18 protein-coding genes, 1 other RNA gene and 1 pseudogene are annotated in these 21332 nt (G+C 69.7%); 6 read left to right on the forward strand and 14 right to left on the reverse strand.

Features of this window, described 5'->3' with window-relative positions; genetic code table 11:
• Positions 1-513: pseudogene (locus tag QMK34_RS27070) on the reverse strand (sensor histidine kinase); the annotation flags it as partial.
• A 46-nt stretch (positions 514-559) separates the two neighbouring features.
• Complete coding sequence (locus QMK34_RS27075) at positions 560-1267, reverse strand: dienelactone hydrolase family protein (RefSeq protein ID WP_326417260.1); 708 nt, start codon at positions 1265-1267, stop codon at positions 560-562.
• A 37-nt stretch (positions 1268-1304) separates the two neighbouring features.
• Between QMK34_RS27075 and QMK34_RS27080 the strand changes: the two genes are divergently transcribed.
• Positions 1305-1514: a hypothetical protein gene (locus QMK34_RS27080; protein WP_326417261.1), complete on the forward strand. Its 210-nt coding sequence runs from the start codon at positions 1305-1307 to the stop codon at positions 1512-1514.
• Positions 1511-2260, forward strand: a complete 750-nt coding sequence (locus QMK34_RS27085; protein WP_326417262.1) for a hypothetical protein — start codon at positions 1511-1513, stop codon at positions 2258-2260. Before QMK34_RS27080 ends, QMK34_RS27085 begins: the two co-directional genes overlap by 4 nt.
• Here QMK34_RS27085 and QMK34_RS27090 read toward each other — a convergent pair.
• The 8 genes from QMK34_RS27090 to hutH form a co-directional block, all read right to left on the reverse strand.
• On the reverse strand, positions 2242-2463 hold the full coding sequence (locus tag QMK34_RS27090) for a hypothetical protein (RefSeq protein ID WP_326417263.1): 222 nt from the start codon (positions 2461-2463) through the stop codon (positions 2242-2244). The genes QMK34_RS27085 and QMK34_RS27090 overlap by 19 nt on opposite strands.
• 10 nt (positions 2464-2473) lie before the next feature.
• On the reverse strand, positions 2474-3601 hold the full coding sequence (locus QMK34_RS27095; protein WP_326417325.1) for an inorganic phosphate transporter: 1128 nt from the start codon (positions 3599-3601) through the stop codon (positions 2474-2476).
• Positions 3602-4007: 406 nt separating this feature from the next.
• Complete coding sequence (locus QMK34_RS27100; RefSeq protein ID WP_326417264.1) at positions 4008-5177, reverse strand: FAD-dependent oxidoreductase; 1170 nt, start codon at positions 5175-5177, stop codon at positions 4008-4010.
• 127 nt (positions 5178-5304) lie between these two features.
• Positions 5305-6450 (reverse strand): imidazolonepropionase, encoded by a 1146-nt coding sequence (hutI, locus tag QMK34_RS27105; RefSeq protein WP_326417265.1) that lies wholly within the window; start codon positions 6448-6450, stop codon positions 5305-5307.
• A complete protein-coding gene (locus QMK34_RS27110; protein ID WP_326417266.1) occupies positions 6438-7742 on the reverse strand; it encodes a formimidoylglutamate deiminase in 1305 nt (434 codons plus the stop codon). The genes hutI and QMK34_RS27110 overlap by 13 nt, the downstream gene beginning before the upstream one ends.
• Complete coding sequence (locus tag QMK34_RS27115) at positions 7739-8938, reverse strand: allantoate amidohydrolase (protein ID WP_326417267.1); 1200 nt, start codon at positions 8936-8938, stop codon at positions 7739-7741. The genes QMK34_RS27110 and QMK34_RS27115 overlap by 4 nt, the downstream gene beginning before the upstream one ends.
• A complete protein-coding gene (hutU, locus tag QMK34_RS27120) occupies positions 8935-10587 on the reverse strand; it encodes a urocanate hydratase (protein ID WP_326417269.1) in 1653 nt (550 codons plus the stop codon). The genes QMK34_RS27115 and hutU overlap by 4 nt, the downstream gene beginning before the upstream one ends.
• Complete coding sequence (hutH, locus tag QMK34_RS27125; protein WP_326417270.1) at positions 10587-12113, reverse strand: histidine ammonia-lyase; 1527 nt, start codon at positions 12111-12113, stop codon at positions 10587-10589. The genes hutU and hutH overlap by 1 nt, the downstream gene beginning before the upstream one ends.
• A 188-nt stretch (positions 12114-12301) precedes the next feature.
• Between hutH and QMK34_RS27130 the strand changes: the two genes are divergently transcribed.
• Complete coding sequence (locus QMK34_RS27130; RefSeq protein ID WP_326417271.1) at positions 12302-13087, forward strand: IclR family transcriptional regulator; 786 nt, start codon at positions 12302-12304, stop codon at positions 13085-13087.
• Here the strand turns inward: QMK34_RS27130 and QMK34_RS27135 are convergent.
• Both QMK34_RS27135 and QMK34_RS27140 read right to left on the reverse strand, forming a co-directional pair.
• Positions 13075-13290 (reverse strand): hypothetical protein, encoded by a 216-nt coding sequence (locus QMK34_RS27135; RefSeq protein ID WP_326417272.1) that lies wholly within the window; start codon positions 13288-13290, stop codon positions 13075-13077. The two genes, QMK34_RS27130 and QMK34_RS27135, sit on opposite strands and share 13 nt — an antisense overlap.
• Before the next feature lie 339 nt (positions 13291-13629).
• Positions 13630-14649, reverse strand: a complete 1020-nt coding sequence (locus QMK34_RS27140) for a serine hydrolase domain-containing protein (protein WP_326417273.1) — start codon at positions 14647-14649, stop codon at positions 13630-13632.
• Positions 14650-14962: 313 nt separating this feature from the next.
• Here QMK34_RS27140 and QMK34_RS27145 point away from each other — a divergent pair, with 313 nt between their 5' ends.
• The gene (locus QMK34_RS27145) at positions 14963-16537 is read left to right on the forward strand and encodes a hypothetical protein (protein WP_326417274.1); all 1575 of its coding nucleotides are present in this window, start codon (positions 14963-14965) and stop codon (positions 16535-16537) included.
• Positions 16538-16544: 7 nt separating this feature from the next.
• On the opposite strand, the gene QMK34_RS27150 is transcribed toward QMK34_RS27145, so the two are convergent.
• Together QMK34_RS27150 and ssrA are read right to left on the reverse strand one after the other, a co-directional pair.
• Positions 16545-18584, reverse strand: a complete 2040-nt coding sequence (locus QMK34_RS27150) for an NB-ARC domain-containing protein (protein WP_326417275.1) — start codon at positions 18582-18584, stop codon at positions 16545-16547.
• A gap of 366 nt (positions 18585-18950) precedes the next feature.
• Positions 18951-19325: a transfer-messenger RNA gene (gene ssrA / locus QMK34_RS27155) on the reverse strand.
• A 167-nt stretch (positions 19326-19492) separates the two neighbouring features.
• On the opposite strand from ssrA, the gene QMK34_RS27160 reads away from it, so the two are divergent.
• A complete protein-coding gene (locus tag QMK34_RS27160) occupies positions 19493-20188 on the forward strand; it encodes a sensor domain-containing protein (protein WP_326417277.1) in 696 nt (231 codons plus the stop codon).
• The gene (locus QMK34_RS27165; protein ID WP_326417279.1) at positions 20185-21327 is read left to right on the forward strand and encodes a sensor histidine kinase; all 1143 of its coding nucleotides are present in this window, start codon (positions 20185-20187) and stop codon (positions 21325-21327) included. The genes QMK34_RS27160 and QMK34_RS27165 overlap by 4 nt, the downstream gene beginning before the upstream one ends.
• The last annotated feature ends 5 nt before the right edge of the window (positions 21328-21332 follow it).

Raw genomic sequence — 21332 nt, forward strand, 5'->3', positions numbered from 1 at the left:
CTCCATCTCCTCGGCGCGCTGCCAGCCGGTGAGCGCCATCTGCTCGCGCGTCCGGACGTAGCGGCCGAGCTGCCAGGGGAAGATCCCGGCGAAGACCAGCAAGCCCATCGCCGCGCCCCAGCCGCCGAACCCGGTGGTCCCCGGCACGAACAGGGCGAACGGGATTCCCGCCAGTGAAACCGCGGCGAACACCCCCAGCGTGGGCTGCCAGCGCGCCCTGCGGCGACCGGCGAAATACGACGCCGAGACCATCAGGAAGATCTGCCACACCGGGTAATGGCCGCCGAAGTCGAACACGACCACGAACCCGCTGGCCAGCCCCACGGCCAGCGAGAGGGCGGGAACCCGCCGGGCGGCCACCACAGCCACCGTGACGAGCAGCAGCCCGACGGCGAGCTGCGCCCAGTCCGCGCCGCTGCCCGCGTCGATGGCGGTCAGCCCGCACAGCCCGCCCCACCAGCAGACCGCGAGAATCCCCCGCCACCGGCGGCGCAGCACCCCGTTGCCCCTCACCGGCCGAACGCTACAAGTCCCTCCGCGGGCACGCCATGAACGAAAGTCATGCGGTCGTGGTCTTGACGAAGGCCAGCGCCTGCGGCCAGGAAAGCTCGTACGCAGCCTTGTTGACCGGGTTGCCGTGCTGGATCGAATCGCTGAAACCGTGCTGGGCGGCGGGGTAGATGTGCAGCAGGCTCGCGCCGGCCGCCCTCGACTGCAGCGACGCCTGGAGCCGGTCGAACACCGGGCGCGTCACCAGCGTGTCCGCCTCCGGGTACAGGACCAGCACCGGCGCGGTGATCGACGCGGCCGACTCGACGGCGTCGAGCCGGTGGTGCGGCGGCGGGGTCTCGAGGATGGTCGGGTGGTAGGCGACGACCCCGGCCAGCCGCGGGTCGCGCGCCGCGAGCAGCAGCGCGAACCGGCCGCCGAGACACCAGCCGATCACCCCGGCCTTCGTGCAGCCCAGCTCGCCGAACAGGTGATCCGCGAGCGCGTGCTGTTCGGCGAGGCAGACGTCGTCGTCGAGCGTGCCGAGCCGGGTGGCGAGCTCGTCGCGCGAGGTGTCGTCGGTGCTGTCGCCGTGCCAGGTGTCCCAGGCCAGCGCGGTGACGCCGGTGCGGGCGATCTCGTCGGCGAAGTGGCGGACCCGCTCGCCGATGCCGGTGATCATCGGCAGCAGCAGCATCCCGGCTTCGGACCCGCCTTCGGGCCGGGCCAGGTACGCGCCGAGTTCGCCGATGCGGATCGTGGAGGTTTCGATGTTCATGCGGCCACGCTATCGTCCGCGCGGGTACGGTTCGACCATGGCTGAGCGCACCCTTGCCGAGCAGCTCGGTGGTCCCGTCCCGGACGGCATCGAGGCACTGGAAGAGCACGAGAAACAAGACCTCGCGGACGCCCTGCGCGACGCCCGGCGGCGGCAGGCCGAGGCACTCGGGAAAGCGGGCGAAGAGGGCCTCAAGTACGTCCCGGCGCTGCTGCGGGGCGCGGTCCGCAAGGCGGTGGGCCTGTGACCGGCCCGAACCTGGCCGCGCAGGGCGAGATCCTCAAGCTGGCCAGGGTGCTGGGCACCGAACCCGAGCGGCTCGCCTACCTCGCCCGCGTCGACCCGGCGGAGCTGCGGGCCCTGCGCGAGTCGATCACCGACACGCTGTTCGACGCGAACCTCTACGTGCTGCAGCGGATGGCGCTGGCCAGCAGGCTGGTCCCCGCCCCGGTGCTGGCGAAGATCGCCGAGAAGGTCTTCGGGCCGTTGCTGTGCGCGCGGATCGCCGGGCTGGTGGACGCCTCGCGCGGGGTCGACGTCGCGAAACGCCTTTCGCCGCGGTTCCTGGCCGAGGTCGCAGCCGAGCTGGACCCGCGCCGCGCGAGCGCGATCATCAGCGGGATCCCGCTGGGGACAGTCGTCGAGGTCGCCGCCGAACTGGTCCGCCGCGAGGACTGGATCACCCTCGGCCGGTTCGTCGGGCACCTGCCGGACCCGACGGTCCGGGAGGCCCTGCGGGTCATCGACGACGCCGCGTTGCTGCGTGTGGCGTTCGTGCTGGACGACAAGAGCCGGATCGATCACGTCGTCGGGCTGCTGCCCGAGAAGCGGTTCATCGGGCTGCTGCGGGTGACGGTCACCGACCCCGAGCTCGCCCCGCCGGCGCTGGACATGCTGACCCACCTGAGCCCGGCGCGGCGGCAGGTGCTGCTGCCGTTCCTGGACACGCTGCCCGAAAGCCTGCGCGCGCAGGCTCAGGCGATGATCAAGTAGATCCCGTACGCCACGATCACCGCGCAGATCGCGAAACAGATGATCGCGCCGGTGAACGCGGCCGTGCCCGCACCGCCCGACTCGCGGGCCACCTCGCGCTCGGACAGCCCGCGCACGCCGAACGCGAAGAGGCTCGTGAGCACCACCACGGAACCCAGCGCGATGGCGAAAACGGTGCCCAGTGCCGCCCAGTCGATGGTCATCGCGAACCTCCTAGACCGTCACCGGCGTGGCCGGTTCCGGTTCCTGCTCGGTGACGGACTTCGCGTTGACCGGATTGCGCTTGGACACCAGGTAGATGCCCAGCGCCACGGCCACGCCCACGGCGCCGACCAGCGCGGTGCCCCAGCTGCCGCGGGTGGAGATCGCCGCCGCGAGCGCGCCGACCACCGCCGCCGCGGGCAGCGTCAGCGCCCAGGCCACGACCATCTTCCCGGCGACGCCCCAGCGGACCTCGGCGAGCTTGCGGCCGATGCCGGAACCGATGATCCCGCCCGAGCACACGTGCGTGGTCGACAGCGCGAACCCGAGGTGGGAGGAGGCGAGGATGACCGCCGCGGCGCTGGTCTCGGCCGCGAAGCCTTGCGGCGTCTGGATTTCGGTGAGCTTCTTGCCCATCGTCTGGATGATCCGCCAGCCACCGAGGTAGGTGCCGAGCGCGATCGCGGTGCCCGCGCTGAGGATCACCCAGATCGGCGGGCTCGATCCGGGGGCGAGCGAGCCGGAGGCGATCAGCGTCAGCGTGATGACGCCCATGGTCTTCTGCGCGTCGTTCGTGCCGTGTGCCAGCGAAACCAGCGACGCGGTGAGCACCTGGCCGGTCTTGAACGACTTGCCGACGACGTCCGCCCTCGACTTCTCGGTGATCCGGTAGACCAGGAACGTGCCGGCGATGGCGACGACCCCGGCGACCAGCGGGGACGCCAGCGCCGGGATCAGCACCTTCTCGACGACCTTCGCGAAATGCACCGCGTCGGCGCCGGAGCCGATCCAGGTGGCGCCGATCAGGCCGCCGAACAGCGCGTGCGAGGAGCTCGACGGCAGGCCGACGAGCCAGGTCACCAGGTTCCACATGATCGCACCGACCAACCCGGCGAAGATGATCACCGGGGTGACCTTCGTGTCGTCCACGATGCCGCCGGAGATGGTCTTCGCGACCTCGATCGAGAGGAAGGCGCCGACCAGGTTGAGCACGGCGGAGATGGAGACCGCCACCTTCGGTTTCAGCGCGCCGGTGGCGATCGAGGTCGCCATCGCGTTCGCGGTGTCGTGGAACCCGTTGGTGAAGTCAAAGGCCAGCGCCGCGACGATCACCACCAGGACGATCAGCGAAAAGTCCATCGGCGCGTCTCCCGTCACGGGCGGCTCGGGTCTCCTTGGACGCTACCCACCGATCGGGCGACACCCGATCCCACACGAGTGTCAGCTTGTTGAACTCTGTATGAACCGGCCCGACGCGGCTCGCCCTGCTCCCCCGATCCCCCGGCTCCCCCGGCTCCCCGCAAAAACGGCAGCAAAGGTCCCTTGCTCCCGCGCTCCCGTTTCGAAGGTCCCTGAAGGCCACCATGACGGCGTCTAACGCCGTGAAGGTGGCCTTCAGGGCACTGGCTCACGCCCCCAGCGGGCACGGCTCCCGAAAACGGCAGCAAAGGTCCCTTGCTCCCGCTTCCGCGTTCGCGGGTCCCTGAAGGCCACCTTGAGGGCGTTAGAGTCCCTCATGGTGGCCTTCAGAGCACGTCAGGTCCGGCTAGAGCGGCAGTGGGTCTTGGCCGACGAAGCGCAGCCCGTTCGCCGCGGATTGCCGTACCGCCGCGAAACCGTAGTCCGTCATGTCCTTTTCGTACCGTTCGATGGCGTCGAGGGGTGAGTGGGTCGTCAGCGCCTCGGCGAGGACACCGGCGTCCCGCAACGCGGTGTTGGCGCCCATCCCGGCGGCCGGGCTCATCGCGTGGGCGGCGTCGCCGAGCAGGGTGACTTCGGTGCTCCGCCAAGGTTCGATCGGCACGCTGGTGCGCAGGAGCAGCGTGAACAGGGAGTCGAGGTCGCAGCTCTCGACCATCGCGCGGACGCGCGGGTGCCAGCCCCTGAGCCGGTCGAGCATGATCTCGCCGAGTTCCCGCCCGGAGAGTTCGCGCAGTTCGTCGTCGGACTGCGTGAGGGTTTCCTTCCTGACACTGAAGGAACAGGTCATGTAGTGGTCGTGGTCCCGGATCCGCAGCCCGGGGGCCCACTGCGCCACGGCTTCCGCGACCGGGCGCGGGTACTCCACCGGCGCGACGCCGAGCATGGTGCCGTTCAGGTCGGTGATGATGCTGAACACCGCGAACATCTCGTCGTCGAACAGTTCCCGGCTGGCCGGGGTGAGCGGGATCTTGCCGTAGAACGTCCGGAGGCCGGTGTCGACGACGCGCATCCGCGGAAGGTACTGCGCCCGGATCGGGGAGCCCACCCCGTCCGCGCCGACCAGGATCGTACCGGTCGCGGTGGTCCCATCGGCGAAATACGCGGTCACCCCGTCCCGCCCGGTTTCGTACCGGACGAACTGCTTGCCGAAATGGACGTCGTCTTCGATGCCGTGCAACAGGATCTGGCGCAGCGTGTAGCGATTGATGTTCAGGTGCACCGGGCCTGGCATCGCGAACGACGTGACCTGGGTGAGCTGCGTGTCGTAGACCGGCGATTCCGGCCGGGCGACGAACGAGGTGTCGCGGAACAGCGCGTGCAACTCCGGCGGTAGCGCGGCCCGCAACGCGTTATCGCCATGGACGTCGATGTGAAGCCGATAGCCCTGCAGGCGTGAGGCCGGTGACGCGTCGCGTTCGTAGACCGCACAAGGGATTCCGGCGCGGCGGAGCCCCTGGGCCAAGCAGAGGCCGCCCAGTCCGGCGCCCACGACAAGTACTGATAAATCAGACATAACCCCATGTCCCCTCTTACCGATCACGGCGGAGAAGGGACGCACAGGTAAGCCCGATCGCCCGGACTAACCCATACCGGACTCCGTGCATTCACAGAGTGTCTTCGCGCGTCCTTGTCTCTCCAAGTTAGCGCACCCTTATCCCTTTGCGCCACACCATTCGGGTGAGAGGAACCCCTGGCCGATAAGCCAAATGCGTGACGGACGGCGCTTCGAGCACCTGCAGATCCGCCCGAGCGCCGACCCGCAGAACGCCGACGTCGTCGCGCCGCAGCGCCCGCGCGCCACCCACCGTCGCGGCCAGGACAGCTTCGTCGATCGTCATCCGCATCTGCAGCACCGCCGTCGCGACGCAGAACGCCATCGACGTCGTGTACGAGCTGCCGGGGTTGGCATTGCTGGCCAGCGCGACGGCCGCGCCCGCGTCGAGCAGGCGCCTCGCGGGGGCCAGCGGCTGGCGCGTCGAAAGGTCGCACGCGGGCAGCAAGGTCGCGACGGTGTCCGAGCCCGCCAGTGCCTCGACATCGGCATCGGACAGGTAGGTGCAGTGGTCGACGCTGGCGGCGCCGAGCTCGACCGCGAGCCGGACCCCAGGCCCCTCGCCGAGCTGGTTTCCGTGCACCCGCAGGCCGAGCCCGCGTTCCCGCGCGGCCTTGAGCACGCGTGAGGACTGCGCTTCGTCGAACGCGCCGGTCTCACAGAAGACGTCGGCCCAGCGGACGCGATCCACCACGGCGTCGAGCATCTCGCCGCACACGAGGTCCACATAGGACTCCGCGTCGGCACCGGACGGCACCAGGTGCGCGCCGAGGAAGGTCACCTCGTCGGCGACTTCGGCGGCGATCCGCGCCGAGCGCGCCTCGTCGGCGACATTGAGCCCGTAGCCGGTCTTGGTCTCCAGGCAGGTCGTGCCCTGGGCGGCCGCCTCGTCGACGTGGCGGCGCAGGTTCGCGGCGAGCTCGGCGTCGGTCGCGGCCCTGGTGGCATTCACCGTGACCGCGATTCCGCCCGCAGTGTAAGGCTTTCCGGCCATCCGCGCCTCGAACTCGGCGGTCCTGTCCCCGGCGAAGACGAGGTGCGTGTGACTGTCCACCCAGCCGGGCAGCACGGCCCGGCCCTCGACGTCGACGCGCTCGTCGGCGTCCGGCGCGTCGGCCATGGCCCCGACCCACGCGATGCGGTCACCGTCGATGACCAACGCCGCGTCGTGCCGTTTGCCGAGCTCGGCGTCGTTCGTGGTGAGCTCGCCGATTCCGGTGACTAGAGTTGCCACAACGCCTCGATCTCCTTACCCAGCAACGTTTCGGGATTCTCAATACCCAGGTGTACCCGATCCCGGACGATCTCGCGACCCGCGATCACCACGTCACGGACGTCCGCGCCCGAAGCGGCGTAGGCGATCCCGGACGGCTCGATCCCCGCTGTCCGCGGCGAACCGAGGTCCACCGTCACGAGATCCGCCCCGGCACCGGGCGCCAGCTCGCCGACCTCGTCCCAGCCGATCGCGGCGTGTTCGGTCGCGGCCCCCAGGAGCTCGTCCACCGAGAACCGGCCGCGCTGCTCGCTGGCGAGCCGCTCATTGAGTTCCAGTGCGCGCGTCTCTTCGAAGGCGTCGATGACGGCGTTGCTGTCGCTGCCCAGGCACAGCCGGACGCCCGCGTCGAGCAGGGTCCGCGCGGGCCCGATGCCGTCGCCGAGGTCACGTTCGGTGGTCGGGCAGAAGCACGCCCGGCTGCGGGCGTCACCCAGCCGCTTGACGTCGTCGTCGGTCAGATGCGTGGCGTGCACGGCCGTCAGCCGGTCGTCGAGCACCCCGTGCTCGTCCAGCAGTCCGGCGGGCGTACGGCCGTACGCGGCCAGGCACTGCTCGTTTTCCGCCCGCTGCTCGGAAAGGTGGACGTGCAGCGGGCGAGGCGCCGGAACCCCCGTGCCGACGGCGGCGAGCTGATCGGCGGGCACGGCGCGGACGGAGTGGATCGCACCGCCGACCCGGAAGGTGTCACCCTCACGCAGGTCCGCGACGCGCTGCGCCCAGCGCTCGGCCGTGCCGTCCGAGAACCGTCGCTGCACCTCGTCCGGCGGCACGCCGACGCCGCCCGCGAGGTAGCAGGTGTCGAGCAGGGTCAGCCGGATGCCCGCGTCCGCGGCGGCCCGGCGGAGTGCGTCACCCATGGAATTCGGCTCCGCATAAGGCTTTCCGCCGGGCGCGTGGTGCAGGTAGTGGAACTCGCCGACGCTGGTGTACCCGGCCAGCACCATCTCGGCGTAGACCCCGCGCGCGAGCCGGTAGTACGAATCCGGATCGAGCCGCGACGCGAGCGAGTACATCCGCTCGCGCCAGGTCCAGAAGGTGCCGCGCCCATGGTGCGTCCGGCCGCGCAGCGCGCGATGGAAGGCGTGCGAGTGACCGTTGGCGAACCCGGGCAGCGCCAGTCCCTTGAGGACAGTCCCGGCCCTGGACGCCCCCGCGGTCACCGACGTGAACCGGCCGTCGGCGACCTCGATCCGGACGGCGTCCGCGACACCGTCCGGCAGCCAGGCGTGTTCACACCAGTATGTCGTCATGTCGACAGGTGCTCCAGCACCTTCGCGAGCCCCTTCGCGCCGAGGTCGACGTCCTCGTCCTCGGCGAACTCCTCGGGCGCGTGACTGATGCCGGTGGGGTTACGCACGTAGAGCATGCCGGTCGGGACGTGCGCGGCGAGGATCCCCGCGTCGTGCCCGGCACCAGTTGGCAGCTCGGGGACACCGCCGAGCCAGCCGCTGAGCCGGTCCCGCAGCGCGGGATCGAAGGTGACAGTGTCCGAATAGGACTCTTCGGCGATCTCGACAAGGCACCCTTCGGCGTCCGCCGCCTCCTTGGCGAGCCCGCTCAGCTCAGCGACCAGGGTCCGGGTCCGGTCGTCGCCGGGGATCCGCGCGTCCAGCCAGAGTTCCACAGTGGACGCGATGGCGTTCGTGCCACCGGGGTTGGGGACGAGCCGACCGATCGTGGCGCGGCCGTCACCGGTCGCACGCGCGAGCCGCCGGGCCGCCGCGACGACCTCGGCGGCCGGGAGCATCGGGTCGTGGCGGTCGCCGATGAGCGTCGCCCCGGCGTGATTTCCCTGACCGGAGAACGCGAACCGCCAGCGCCCGTGCGCGATGATGGTGCTGCCGACGGCGACCGGCGAACCGAGGTCGATGAGCCCACGCCCCTGCTCGACGTGCAGCTCGATGAACTGCCCGATCCGCGCGAGGGACTCAGGATCAGCACCGAACCGCTCCGGGTCGTGCCCGGCCTTAGCAGCCGCTTCCGCCAGCGTGACACCGTCGGGGTCCTTGAGCGAGCGCGCGCGGTCGGCGTCGATCGCGCCGGTGAGCAGCCGGGAACCGAGGCACGGGACGCCGAAACGGCCGCCCTCCTCCTCGGCGAACACGACCACCGCGAACGGCTTGACCGGACGGAAACCCTTGCACTGCATGATTTCCACGGCGTCGAGCGCGCTGACCACACCCAGCGGGCCGTCGAACGCGCCGCCGCCGGGCACGGAGTCGAGATGACTGCCGGTGACGACCGCGTCCGGGCCGGGGGTGCCCCACCAGGCCCAGATGTTGGCGTTCCGGTCGGTCTCGACGGCCAGCCCGAGCCGCTGCGCGCGCTCGGCGAACCACGTCCGCAGCTCGCCCTCGGCGGCGTCGAACGCGTGCCGCGAGTACCCGCCGCGGCCCCGATCCCGCCCGACGCCGTCGATCTCGTCCAGCAGTCCCGTTGCGGTCACGCCTGGTCCCGCATGGGGATGCGCACACCGCGCTCATCGGCGACAGCGGCGGCGCTGTCGTACCCGGCGTCGACGTGGCGGATAACGCCCATGCCCGGGTCGTTCGTGAGGACGCGCTCGAGCTTCTGCGCGGCCAGCAGCGTCCCGTCGGCGACCGACACCTGCCCGGCGTGGATGGACCGGCCCATGCCGACCCCGCCGCCGTGGTGGATCGACACCCAGCTCGCCCCGGACGAGGTGTTGACCAGCGCGTTCAGCAGCGGCCAGTCGGCGATCGCGTCGGAACCGTCGGCCATGCCCTCGGTCTCGCGATACGGCGACGCGACGCTGCCGGAGTCGAGGTGGTCGCGGCCGATGACGACCGGCGCCTTGAGCTCGCCGCTGGCGACCATCTCGTTGAACCGCAGCCCCGCGACGTGCCGCTCGCCGTAGCCGAGCCAGCAGATCCGCGACGGAAGCCCTTGGAAGGCAACACGTTCCCCGGCGAGCTTGATCCAGCGGGCGAGAGATTCGTTCTCCGGGAACAGTTCCAGCATCGCGCGGTCGGTGGCCGCGATGTCCTCGGGGTCACCGGACAGCGCCGCCCAGCGGAACGGGCCGTTGCCCTCGCAGAACAGCGGGCGGATGTACGCGGGCACGAAGCCGGGGAAGTCGAACGCGCGCTCGCAACCGCCGGTCTTCGCCTCGCCGCGCAAGGAATTGCCGTAGTCGAAGACCTCGGCGCCCTTGTCCATGAAGCCGAGCATCGCCTCGACATGGTCGGCCATCGACTCGCGGGCCCGGTCGGTGAACTCGTCGGGCTTCTTGGCGGCATAGTCCTGCCAGTCCTCGATACTGACACCCTTGGGCAGGTAGGAAAGCGGGTCGTGCGCGGACGTCTGGTCGGTGACGATGTCGACCTCGACGTCGCGGCGCAGCAGTTCCGGCAGCACCTCGGCGGCGTTGCCGACAACGCCGACGGACAGCGCGCGCTTCTCGCGCTTCGCGGCGGTGACGCGGCGGATGGCGTCGTCCAAGTCGTCGGCGACCTCGTCCAGGTACCGGCCCTCGACGCGGCGGTGCGCGCGTGCCGGGTCGCACTCGATGACCAGCGCGACGCCGTCGTTCATGGTGACCGCGAGGGGCTGCGCGCCACCCATGCCGCCGAGCCCGGCGGTCACGGTCAGGGTGCCCTTGAGCGTGCCACCGAAACGCTTCTTCGCCACAGCCGCGAAGGTTTCGTACGTCCCCTGCAGAATGCCCTGGGTGCCGATGTAGATCCACGAACCGGCGGTCATCTGGCCGTACATGGTCAGGCCGAGCTGCTCCAGGCGCCGGAATTCGGGCCAGTTCGCCCAGTCGCCGACGAGGTTGGAGTTCGCGAGCAGCACGCGAGGCGCCCACTCGTGCGTGCGGAACACACCGACCGGCTTGCCGGACTGGACGAGCAGCGTCTCGTCGGCCTCGAGCGCGGTCAACTCCCGGGTGATCGCGTCGAAGCTGGCCCAGTTGCGCGCGGCCTTGCCGGTGCCGCCGTAGACGACCAGGTCCTCGGGCCGTTCGGCGACCTCGGGGTCGAGGTTGTTGTGGAACATCCGCAGCGCGGCTTCGGTCTGCCAGTTCTTGGCGGTGAGTGTGGTGCCGCGGGCGGCACGGATCGTGCGGGACATCAGACCTCCAACTTGGCGGCGGCCAGTACGGCGCCGGACGCGACGAGTGCTTCGGCGGCGGCGATCTCCGGCGCAAGGTGACGGTCGGGGCCGGGGCCCTCGACCTTGGTGCGCAACAGATCCCGCACGCGCGCGGTGACCGGGGACGGCTCCAGCGGCGCGCGGAAGTCGAGCGCGCGAGCGGCGGTCAGCAGCTCGATGGCGAGCACGGTGGTGAGCCCGTCGACGGCCTTGCGCAGCTTGCGAGCGGCCGACCAGCCCATCGAGACGTGGTCCTCCTGCATGGCACTGCTCGGGATCGAGTCGACGGACGCGGGCACCGCGAGCCGCTTGAGCTCGCTGACCACGGCGGCCTGCGTGTACTGCGCGATCATGTGCCCGGAGTCGACACCGGGGTCGTAGGCGAGGAACGGCGGCAGGCCGTGCGAACGTGTCTTGTCGAGCATCCGGTCGGTGCGGCGCTCGGCGATGCTGGCGACGTCCGCGAGCGGGATGGCCAGGAAGTCGAGCACGTACGCGACGGGCGCGCCGTGGAAGTTGCCGTTCGACTCGACCCGGCCGTCGGCGAGCACGACGGGATTGTCCACAGCGGACGCCAGCTCACGACCGCCGACGAGCTCGGCGTGCGTCAGCGAGTCCCGCGCGCCGCCGTGCACCTGCGGCGAGCAGCGCAGCGAGTAGGCGTCCTGGACACGGTTGCAGTCCGGACCGCGGTGGCTCTCGACGATCTTGGACCCGGCGAGCGCCGCGAACATCCGCGCCGCGCTCCTGGCCTGGCCGGGATGCGGGCGCAGCGTCTGCAGATCGGCGGCGAACGCGCGGTCGGTGCCAAGCAGCGCCTCAACACTCATGGCCGCGGTGATGTCGGCGACGTCGAGCAGCCTCGCGAAGTCGGCAGCGGCCAGCAGAAGCATGCCGAGCATGCCGTCGGTACCGTTCGTAAGCGCGAGGCCCTCCTTCTCGGCCAGCACGACAGGTTCGAGGCCAGACTGCTTCAGCGCTTCGGCGGCAGGGACGCGCTGGCCGTTGAAGTCGACTTCGCCCTCTCCCATGAGCGCGAGCGCGACAGCGGCTAGAGGCGCGAGGTCGCCGGAGCAGCCAAGCGAGCCGTACTCATGCACGACCGGCGTGATGCCCGCGTTGAGCATCGCGGCGAGCGCGTTCGCGGTCCCCGGCCGGACCCCGGTGTACCCGCTGGCCAGCGTGCGCAGGCGCAGCAGCATGAGCGCGCGAACAACCTCGGGCTCGACGGCGGGCCCGGCACCGGCGGCGTGCGAGCGGATCAGCGACCGCTGCAGCTCAGTGCGCTTCTCCGGCGGGATGTGCCGCGTGGCGAGCGCCCCGAACCCGGTCGAGACGCCGTAGGTGGGCGTAGCGGCATGGGCGAGGTCCTCGATGTGCTGACGCGTAGCGGCGAGGTTCTTCTCGGCCGCTTCGGTGAGCGCCACGGGCGCGTGGCCACGGGCGACGGCGACGACCTGCTCGGCGCGCAACGGCTCCGAGCCCAGCAACACAGTTTCCGGCATGCCCCCATTGGACAGCGCGGCGCCGCGGTGCAAAATCACCCGAAGGCGGGTTCTGTCTGGTATCCAAGACAAGCCACCCCGACTCCGCCACGCGGGAGCAAAGGTCCTTTGCTCCCGTTTCGGGAAGTGGGAGCAAAGGACCTTTGCTCCCGCAGCGGGTAAAAGCGCAGGTCAAGGGGGGTGCCGGGATGGGTGGGAGCAGCGACGTGCCGGCGTTGCGCAACGGTCTCGCCGTGCTGCGCGTGCTCGGCGGGCGGGCCGGGCCGGTGTCCGCGGCGGCCATCGCGCGGGAGCTGGCGCTGCCGCGCTCGACGACGTATCACCTGCTCACGGAGCTGGAAGCCGCCGGTTTCGTCGCACACCTGGCCGCCGAGCGCCGGTACGGCCTCGGCATCGCCGCGTTCGAGCTCGGTTCGGCCTACCTGCGGCACGATCCGCTGGAACGCCTGGCCGGGCCGCTGCTGCGCAAGCTCGTCGACCTCGTCGGGCACACCGCCCACCTGGGTGTGCTGCACGGCAACGAGTCGCTCTACCTGGTGAAGGAACGTCCGGCTCGGCCGGAAACGCTGGTCACCGAGGTGGGCGTGCGCCTGCCGGGGCAGCTCACCGCGTCTGGGCGGGCCATCCTGCGGCACCTGCCCGCGGCACACGTGCGAGCCCTGTTCCCCGCCGCGTCGGCGTTCGTCCTGCGGACGGAACGTGGTCCACGCGGCCTGGCTGAGCTACGACGGACGTTGAGCGCGGAGGGACGGCTCGGCTGGGCTGTCGAGGACGGCCATGTCACGACCGGCTTCGCTTCCGTCGCGTGCCCGGTGTTCGACCATGGCGGCCGTCCACTGGCCGCGATCAGCGTTACTCTGCGTCACCACTGCCCGGAACCGGGCGGCTGCGCAGAGACCTGGCCTGAACTGGCTGAACAGGTCCGGCTGACCGCGACCGAACTGACCACCAGGATCGGTGGTCAGGCGAGCTGAGCGCGCCTGCCTTCTTCAGCTTCAAGACCCAGCATCGCGAGCAGCTCCGCGCAGTCGAGCGCGTCGGAGGAGTGACCTGCGACGATGCGTGCCGCCCGGCCGTTCTGCGCGGTGAGCCGTACCTCTTCTTCTGCCCGAACTCCAGCCAACCAGCTCTGGTCTTCAGCGGGATTAGGTCGGCTCGAATGCCTTGCCCAGGTCATCTGGCACCTTCTTCCGGCCCTCGGACGACACGTGATCGGTCCGGTCGAGGGCCATGGTTGGACACTTAGCATGACATCTCCTCCTCCGACTGTCCCCGGCGCGGGCGAAAAGAGACTAAAACGGTGGACAATCGACTACAGTCGGTAAGACGTCGACCACGATCAGACCACCGCCAGGAGCTACGTTCACGCGGTGCGGAGTGATCCATCCCAACATCAACTCCGTCCCACTGCGAAGGACGTCGAAACTCGCTGCTGCGGCGCGCACTCGCGGCCGCAAGCCTCTGCTGTGGCCGCGTGAGTTGCCGGGCACCTACTGTTCGGATCTCGACGCGCGCGTCACGCGGGCTTGACGCCGAACAGCTCAGCCTCCAGCCGTCGCGTGACCGGCCAAGTACCGTCGGTGGTGTTGGAGACGACGGTGCAGGTCAGCCCGCTGTCCGTGTCGTGGGTACTCCGAAACGAGACGCCGGGGTCGTAACCCTCCAGCTGCACGACCCGCCCGTCGCGGTGCAGCCAAAACCCGAGCCCGTAGCCGCGGCCCGAATCCGGGTCGTCGCTCCGCGCACGGACCAGCTCCGCCACCGAGTCCGGCGAGAGGATCTTGCCGCCGAACAGCGCGGCCCAGAACGCGCCGAAGTCCGCGACGGTCGAGTAGATCCCGCCGTCACCGGTCCCTCGGACGGGCAGGTGGAACACGTTGCTCCGCGCGCCGCCGTCGAGCGGGAGGTATCCGAGCGCGGCCCGCCCCGGGAGCTCGTCCGACCGCAGGAATTCGGTGTCGGCCATCCCCGCGGGCTCGCACACCCGCGTCCGGACGAGGTCGTGGAAGTCCACCCCACCGGCCCGCTCGGCGATCAGCGCTAGCACGACGTAGCCACCGTTGTTGTAGACGAACCGTTCACCGGGAGCGGATTCCTGGGGAAGCCCGCCGAGCACGGCCAGGAACTGCTCGGTTTCGGCCAGTTCGTGCACCGGCACGGGCAGCACGTAGTCGGTGATGACGTGATTGTCGTCCTCGCCGTAGTAGTCCCCGATGCCGGACCGGTGCCCCAGCAGCTGCTCGACGGTCACCGCGTCGTCGATCAGCGGCAGATCCCCGCCCAGCACCGACCGCGCGGTCGTCCCGAGCTCGAGCACCCCGTCCTGCACCAGCGCCAGCACGGCGACCGCGGTCAACCCCTTGGTCCCGCTGGCCACCGCGAACCGCGTGCCGACGGTGTTGGGAACCCCGTACCCCCGGTGTGCGAGCCCGAACGCGCCCTCGAACTCGACCACGCCGCCCCGCTCGACCCGCACCGCCCCGGAGAACCCGGTCTCCCCGGCGATCCGCTCGAGCTCTTCAGCCGTTGACGCCATCCGGTCACCCTAGGAGATGTGGCCGACACCTCGCGCTCCCTTTTGGGCGGCCGGGCGGGCTGATCGACTACCGTGACCAGTGCGAACGACCGGCCGGACAGACGACGGGCAGAAATGGAAACCTCACGATGGCAGCCACGACGGCACGGCGCCGAGGACCATTCTTTCCGGCAATTATATGCTATAATAATCGCCACAAATTACAAATTACAAATTACAAATTACAAATTACAAATTACAAATTACGTGACCGGGCCCGCCGATGAGCGGCCCACGGGACACGATCGTGGTGCGACGCAAGGTATTGGCGGTCGTGCGTACCCTGACCTCGCTGAACAGGTTGCTCGACGTATTGCCGGTGTTTTCCGACGACCTCCGGATCGAAATCTTCTTCACCGTTGACGAGGGTTCGGAATTCAGCGACGGGGTCGGGCTCCAGCTTCGGAGCCTCGGTGCACGGCCGATTTCCTGGGCGGAGGCGGTCGAGCGCGAGTTCGACCTGGTGCTCTCCGCGAGCGACCACGGGGACCTGCACGAACTGAACGGCCCGCTGGTCCTGCTGCCCCACGGAGCCGGGTACCAGAAGTACGCCCAGCCCGCCGGAAAGCCCGGCGAGTTGTCCGGACTGGCGAGAGACGCTCTGCGGCCGGACGGGGCGACCAAGCTGGCCGGGATCATTCTGTCGCACGAGAACCAGCGAGCCCAGCTCCACGAAGTCGCGCCTCACCTGGATGAACGCGCGATCGTGGCCGGAGACCCGTGCCTGGACAGGCTGAAGGCCGCCCGCCGCAGTCGAGCCGCACACCGGCGAACGCTGGGCGTCTCAGCCCACCAGAAGCTCGTCACCGTGACGTCGACCTGGGGTGCGAGGTCGACCTTGGGCAGCTGGCCGGACCTGCCCGCACGACTCGCGGCCGAACTCCCAGCCGACGAGTTCCGCTTGGCCGCGGTGCTGCATCCCAATGTGTGGACCCGGCACAGCCGCTGGGAGCTCCACCGCTGGCTGAGGCGGGCCGAGGAAGCCGGGCTGATCGTGCTCCCACCGGCAGGCGCCTGGCAGCTGGGCCTGCTCGCTGCCGACTGCCTCGTCGGTGACCACGGCTCGCTCTCGGCCTACGCGACAGGCCTGCGGATTCCGCTCCTGCTAGCCGCGTTCGGTGCCGAGGAGGTCCCGCCCGGCACCCCGATGGCGGACCTCGGCCGGGTGACGCCGTGGCTGGTTCCGGAGCCTTCGCTGGCGGACCAGGTCGACGACGCGATCGCCACCTACGACAAGGCCTCGCACCAGGCGCTGGCGGACCGGGTCTTCGCCTTGCCCGGCCAGTCGCTCGACGTGCTGCAGAAGCTGTTCTACGAACTCCTCGGCCTCTCACCCGTCCTGCCGCCGCGTCACCACCCGTTCCCTCGCGAGATCCCGCCTGTTCGCCGCCCACGGTCCTTCACCGTCGAGGTGCGACACGACCGGGCCGGAGTCACCCTGCGCCGGTTCCCCGCCGTGCTCGCGGAGTTGGGGCGCCCGAACAAAAACCGTCACCTGATCGTGGCGGACGACGAAGACGACGAGAGGCTGCGACAAAGCGCGGCGATCATCTTCAGGGACACCGGCGACGAGCCGCACCACGCCTGGGCCAAGAACACCCTGGCCGCCTACTCAGAATGCCAGCTGCTCGCCACCATCACCGGGGACAGGCTCGTGACGACCTGGCCGCGTCACGACCGGGTCGTCACCTGGGAACTGTCTGACAAGGCCAACGATTTCGCCGCCGAGCTCGCCGTGTCGGCGTTGTACACCTGCCTGGTCACCTGCCGCGAGCTCAGCCGTTCAGCCACGTTGAGGATCAGCGCGGGAGCGGCCACGGCAACAGCGCACCTCGTCGCCGACGGCTAGGACGGGGTTACTCGGGCAGCGCCGCCAGCCGTGACCGGAGCTCGTCCGCCTCCGGCGATCCGGTGGCGGTGTGCAGCTGGTGCCTGCGCTGCAGATACGTCCGTTCGGCACCGGCGTCGCCCTGGCGACGGGCGATCTCGATCAGGAGCTTGAGCGGCTCGTCGACCAGGGCCGTCAACCCCGTCGTGCCGTGCTGGCTCATCCTGTCGGCGAAGTCGATGGCGTCGTGCAGGGCGGCAACGGCTTCGGCGTCGCGGCCGCCGACGATGTAGAGCACCTTCCCCCGGCTGAGCGCGATCCGCGACTGCGTCCGGAGGTCCTCGAACCTCACGATCAGCCCGTCCGCCCGGTCGAACGCCGCGAGCGCGCCCTCGACGTCTCCCAGTGCCCCAAGACACCGGCCGACGAACTGGGACTGCAGCGCGATGCCACGCTCGTCCTCGAACTCCTCGTTGATCGCCACCGCTTCGCGGAAAGCGGCCAGCGCGGCCACGACCTGCTCGCCACCCTGCTTGAACAGGGACTGACCGGCGAAGTCGAGCACCGAAGCGAACAGGAGCCGATCACCGGCGGCGAGCTCACGTGCGGCCAGCAGGTGCGCGTCGGCTTCGGCGAACCGGCGCCGATCCACGAAGGCCCGCGACAGCAGGCACCGAACGCGGGCCTCGGCCCGGCTGTCTTCGCACTTCGCCGCCGCGACGACCGCGAGCTCACCGGCCTCCTGCCAGGCCTCATACAGGACGCTGCTGCTGTAGAACGGCCACATCGCCTCGAACAGCCGCCACACCACGCCGTACAGGTGCTGTTCCGCGGCCAGCCGCAGCACGGCGAGCAGGTTGTCGTGCTGACTGGCGAACCACGCGAGCGCCGCCTGTTTGGTCAGGTTGGGCGGCGCGGCCTCGGCAGGCAGCTTCTCCACCCGCCAGCGATTACGACCCGCGGCCCGATCCGCTTCGACAGCGTCCGCCAGCCACGCCCGGACAGCGCGTTCCAAGATACGGGGGATCTCGTCCGGATCCTCGCCGGAGTTCGCGGCCCACCTCGCGTGGGAGTGGAGCGTGCCCGGCAGCAGGTAGCCGTCCCCGCTCTTCTCGGCGAGGTTAGCGAACACCAGCTCGCCGAGCCCGGCCCGGACCACCCGTTCGGGAAGGTCGAGAGCCGCGCTGAGAATGCCCGGCGGCTGCCACAGACCCGGCAGGATCCCGAGCACGCGGTACAGGTGCGCCTGCGACGCGGACAGCCTGTCGTAGGCCGGGTTGAAGCGCTCAGTCATGCGAAGTGTCCGTTTCGAGGCGCCGTCCGGCATGCGTGCCAAATCGGCTTCGAGGTCGGCGAGCAGTTCGGCGACGGACAACTCGGGCCGCATCCGCAGCTGCCCGCCGATCACCCGGAGGTCGAAGGGCGAACCGGCGCACAGATCGACCAGCCTGCGCACGGGCTCCGCTTCGCCGAGCTCACGATCCTGCGCGCAGATCTTGGCCAGGAGCTCGACCCCGTAGTCGTCGTCCAGCCGCTTGAGCAGGAGATGCGGGTAGCCGAGTTCGTACACCTCGTCGATGGCGAAGTCGCTGGTCACGAGCACCAGGGCCCGCGAAGAGTTGGGCAGGAAAGCGGCGATGTGCGCAACGTCGGAAACGTTGTCGAGCAGCACCAGCACCCGCTGCCCTTCGAGGGTCGACCGGTACAGACTCTGCCTGCCCGGCAGATCCGCCGGAATCCAGTGCTGGGCCACCCCGAAAGCAGGGAGCGCCCCCGCCAGCGCGTCACTGACGCTCACTCCGCCCTTGTGCCGCAACGGCCGGAAGTCGATCAGCACGCTCTTGTCGAACAGTTCCCGCAGCTCAGCAGCACATTTGAGCAGCAAAGCGGACTTCCCCAGCCCACTGCGCCCATGGATGACGACGACCTTGGGCCCACTGCCTCCGCCCTCGGCGACCCGCTTCACGTCGGCGACATAACCGTGCCGATCAGTAAAGTCGCCCACCGGCGCCTCAAGTGACCAGGAGGACAACCCACCAGGCAGCTCCGGCAGCAACTGCTGGTTCACGAAGTTGACAGTCTCAGCCCGCCCGAACATGGCGACATTCTGAGCAGTCCCCGAAAAATCGTTCCCAACGCCACCCTCAGCCACGCCCAGTTCCCCCCGAGTTCGCCATCCAGTACTGGCAAACCCTACGACAGAACCCCGACACTAAGAGCAACAAGAACACAAAAAAGCACAAGAAGCACACACACAGTCACACCCCACCAGCACACCACAAGCGCACCACAAGCGCACCAACGACGCAACGCGACCACGGTGGGGGGGCCGGGGGGCGAAGCCCTCCCGGCTGGGGGTCTGGGGGCTCGGCCCCCAGGCAACGCCCGAAACGCACAGAAGGCCCACGCCCTCCGTGGGCATGGGCCTCCCAAAGCGTGGAGGTGCCGGGAATTGAACCCGGGTCCTCTAGCGTTTCACCAGGACTTCTCCGTGCGCAGTTCACTGTGTCTCTACTTGGCCCCTTCAGTCACGTGAACAAGCTGAAGTGACGAGCCCAGCCACTGTTTGCTTCCCAACCAGGACCCGTGGCCGGGACTGGCGGTAATCCTCTTAGCTGATGCCGGCGACCGGGTCAGAGGAAAACCCGGGCCGACAGACTCGCACTCTGCTACTTAGGCAGCAAGAGCGAAGTCGCGCTGGTTATTAGCCTTGGCGCTTATTGGTTTGCGATGACGCTTGTGGTGGTCTCTCGCCTGCACCAGCACGCTTCTCCTGACTCGACGTCCAGAGTCGAAACCGTTCACCCCCTGGGGGTTGGGACACAACCTGTACAGCATAACGCGTCGGGCAAGCCGGTTGATTCCCGGCGCGGCCGGGGTGGGGTTAGCCCCACCCGGGAGATGCCCGCGGGCACCCTGTCGACCGGGGCGGGGGCGGACGAAGCTGGGATCATCGCGACGGAGAGGAGCCCGGCCATGACTACGACACCGGTCGAGCGGGACGGCAGGGGGCTGGACCCGTCGTTCGGCGGTTCGCTGGCCTATCTGCTGATGAACCTGCCGCTGGGGGTGTTCGCTTTCGTGTGGCTGGTGACGCTGACGGCGTCGGGGCTGGGCACGGTGGTCGTCTGGTTGGGCGTGCCGTTGCTGGCTCTGCTGGTCCTTTCGGTGCGCGGGGCGGCCCGGTTGGAGCGGGCGCGGGTCTACGCGCTGCTGGACCGGTTCATCACGCTGCCGTACGCCGCGCTGCCGGACGGTACGCAGCGGCTGCGCTGGAAGGCGCGGCTGAAGGACGTGACGACGTGGCGTGACCTGGTGTACCTCTTCCTGCTGTTCCCGCTGGGGATCGTCGAGTTCGTGCTGGTCACGACGTTCTGGGCGACCAGTCTCGGGTTGGCGGCGCTGCCGATCTACTACCGGTTCCTGCCGGGTGGGGTGTACCGGTTCCCGTCGGATGACTTTGTCTGGTTCACCGTGGATTCGACGGTCGGCGCGCTCCCGTGGGCCGCTTTGGGCATCTTGTTCGCGGCTTTGTCGGTAGCGTTGACGAAGGCGCTGGCCGGGACACATGCCCGGCTGGCCGCGGCGTTGCTCGGCCCGACTTCGGCCCAGCGGCGCCGGCTGGAAGCTTCCTGGGACGAGGCCGAACGGATGAGCGCGGTGGGTGGATGACGGCCGGGCAGCAGGTGCAGGTGCGGCCGGATCAGCCGTGGCCGCGACCGGCCAAGGCCATCCTGTACATGATCTCGACGTTCGTGCTGCGGCTCGTCCAGTTCGTGCTGATCGTGACCGGGATCGCCGTGGGGGTGTCGACCGCGGTGGTCTGGATCGGCTTCCCGATCCTGCTGGGGACGACGGGTTTCATCCGCTGGTCCGGTGACCTCGAGCGGCGCTGGATCGGCTCGCGGCTGGGCACCCCGCTGCCGCCTGCCGAGCGGCTGCCGCTGGCCGGGTTGTCGCTGACACAGCGCTGGCAGCGACGGCTGACGGACCCGACGACCTGGCGGGACCTGCTGTACCTGCTGATCACGTTCCCGCTGGCCTGCGCGGAGCTGCCGATCGCGCTGGCGTCGATCGTGCTGCTGCCGATGGCGATCTGGGTGGTCCCGTGGATCGGCTGGATGCACGGCCAGCTGGCGCTGACGATGCTCGGCCCGAACCGCACGAAGCGGCTCGAACAGAAGGCGGAGCGGCTGCAGGCGTCGAGGGCGCGCGGGGTGGACGCGGCCGAGGCGGAACGGCGCCGCATCGAGCGTGACCTGCACGACGGCGCGCAGCAGCGGCTGGTGGCGGTCGCGATGAGCCTCGGCCGGGCGAAGGCGAAGTTCGACCACGACCCGGACTCCGTGCGTGAGCTGATCGACGAGGCGCATCTGGACGCCAAACTGGCGGTCTCGGAGCTGCGGGACCTCGCGCGGGGCATTTACCCGGCGGTGCTCGGCGACCGGGGCCTGGACGCGGCGCTGTCCGCGCAGGCGGCGAAGTCGCCGATCCACGTCGACGTCACGGTGGACGTGGAACCACGCCCGCCCGCGGCGGTGGAGACGACGGCGTACTTCATCGTCGGCGAGACACTGACGAACATCGCGAAGCACGCCGGTGCGACCGAGGCCAGGGTCAAGGTGTGGCGGACCGACTCACTGGTCGTCGTCGAGATCACGGACAACGGGCACGGCGGCGCGGAGATCAAGCCCGGCGGCGGGCTGGCCGGGCTGGCGGACCGCGCGGCGACCATCGACGGCGTCATCACCGTCGTGAGCCCGATGGGCGGCCCGACGGTGATCCGCGCGGACCTGCCGTGCGAGTGGTGACCCGG

This window comes from Amycolatopsis sp. H20-H5 (genome assembly GCF_035828755.1).
GTDB lineage: Bacteria > Actinomycetota > Actinomycetes > Mycobacteriales > Pseudonocardiaceae > Amycolatopsis.

Coding starts and splice junctions, on each gene's coding strand:
- QMK34_RS27090 (WP_326417263.1), bottom strand. CDS start 2,463: ATGACCATCGACTGGGCGGCACTGGGCACCGTTTTCGCCATCGCGCTG.
- QMK34_RS27080 (WP_326417261.1), top strand. CDS start 1,305: ATGGCTGAGCGCACCCTTGCCGAGCAGCTCGGTGGTCCCGTCCCGGAC.
- QMK34_RS27160 (WP_326417277.1), top strand. CDS start 19,493: ATGACTACGACACCGGTCGAGCGGGACGGCAGGGGGCTGGACCCGTCG.
- hutH (WP_326417270.1), bottom strand. CDS start 12,113: ATGCCGGAAACTGTGTTGCTGGGCTCGGAGCCGTTGCGCGCCGAGCAG.
- QMK34_RS27095 (WP_326417325.1), bottom strand. CDS start 3,601: ATGGACTTTTCGCTGATCGTCCTGGTGGTGATCGTCGCGGCGCTGGCC.
- QMK34_RS27130 (WP_326417271.1), top strand. CDS start 12,302: ATGGGTGGGAGCAGCGACGTGCCGGCGTTGCGCAACGGTCTCGCCGTG.
- QMK34_RS27135 (WP_326417272.1), bottom strand. CDS start 13,290: ATGACCTGGGCAAGGCATTCGAGCCGACCTAATCCCGCTGAAGACCAG.
- QMK34_RS27165 (WP_326417279.1), top strand. CDS start 20,185: ATGACGGCCGGGCAGCAGGTGCAGGTGCGGCCGGATCAGCCGTGGCCG.
- QMK34_RS27100 (WP_326417264.1), bottom strand. CDS start 5,177: ATGTCTGATTTATCAGTACTTGTCGTGGGCGCCGGACTGGGCGGCCTC.
- QMK34_RS27140 (WP_326417273.1), bottom strand. CDS start 14,649: ATGGCGTCAACGGCTGAAGAGCTCGAGCGGATCGCCGGGGAGACCGGG.
- QMK34_RS27075 (WP_326417260.1), bottom strand. CDS start 1,267: ATGAACATCGAAACCTCCACGATCCGCATCGGCGAACTCGGCGCGTAC.
- hutU (WP_326417269.1), bottom strand. CDS start 10,587: ATGTCCCGCACGATCCGTGCCGCCCGCGGCACCACACTCACCGCCAAG.
- QMK34_RS27110 (WP_326417266.1), bottom strand. CDS start 7,742: ATGACGACATACTGGTGTGAACACGCCTGGCTGCCGGACGGTGTCGCG.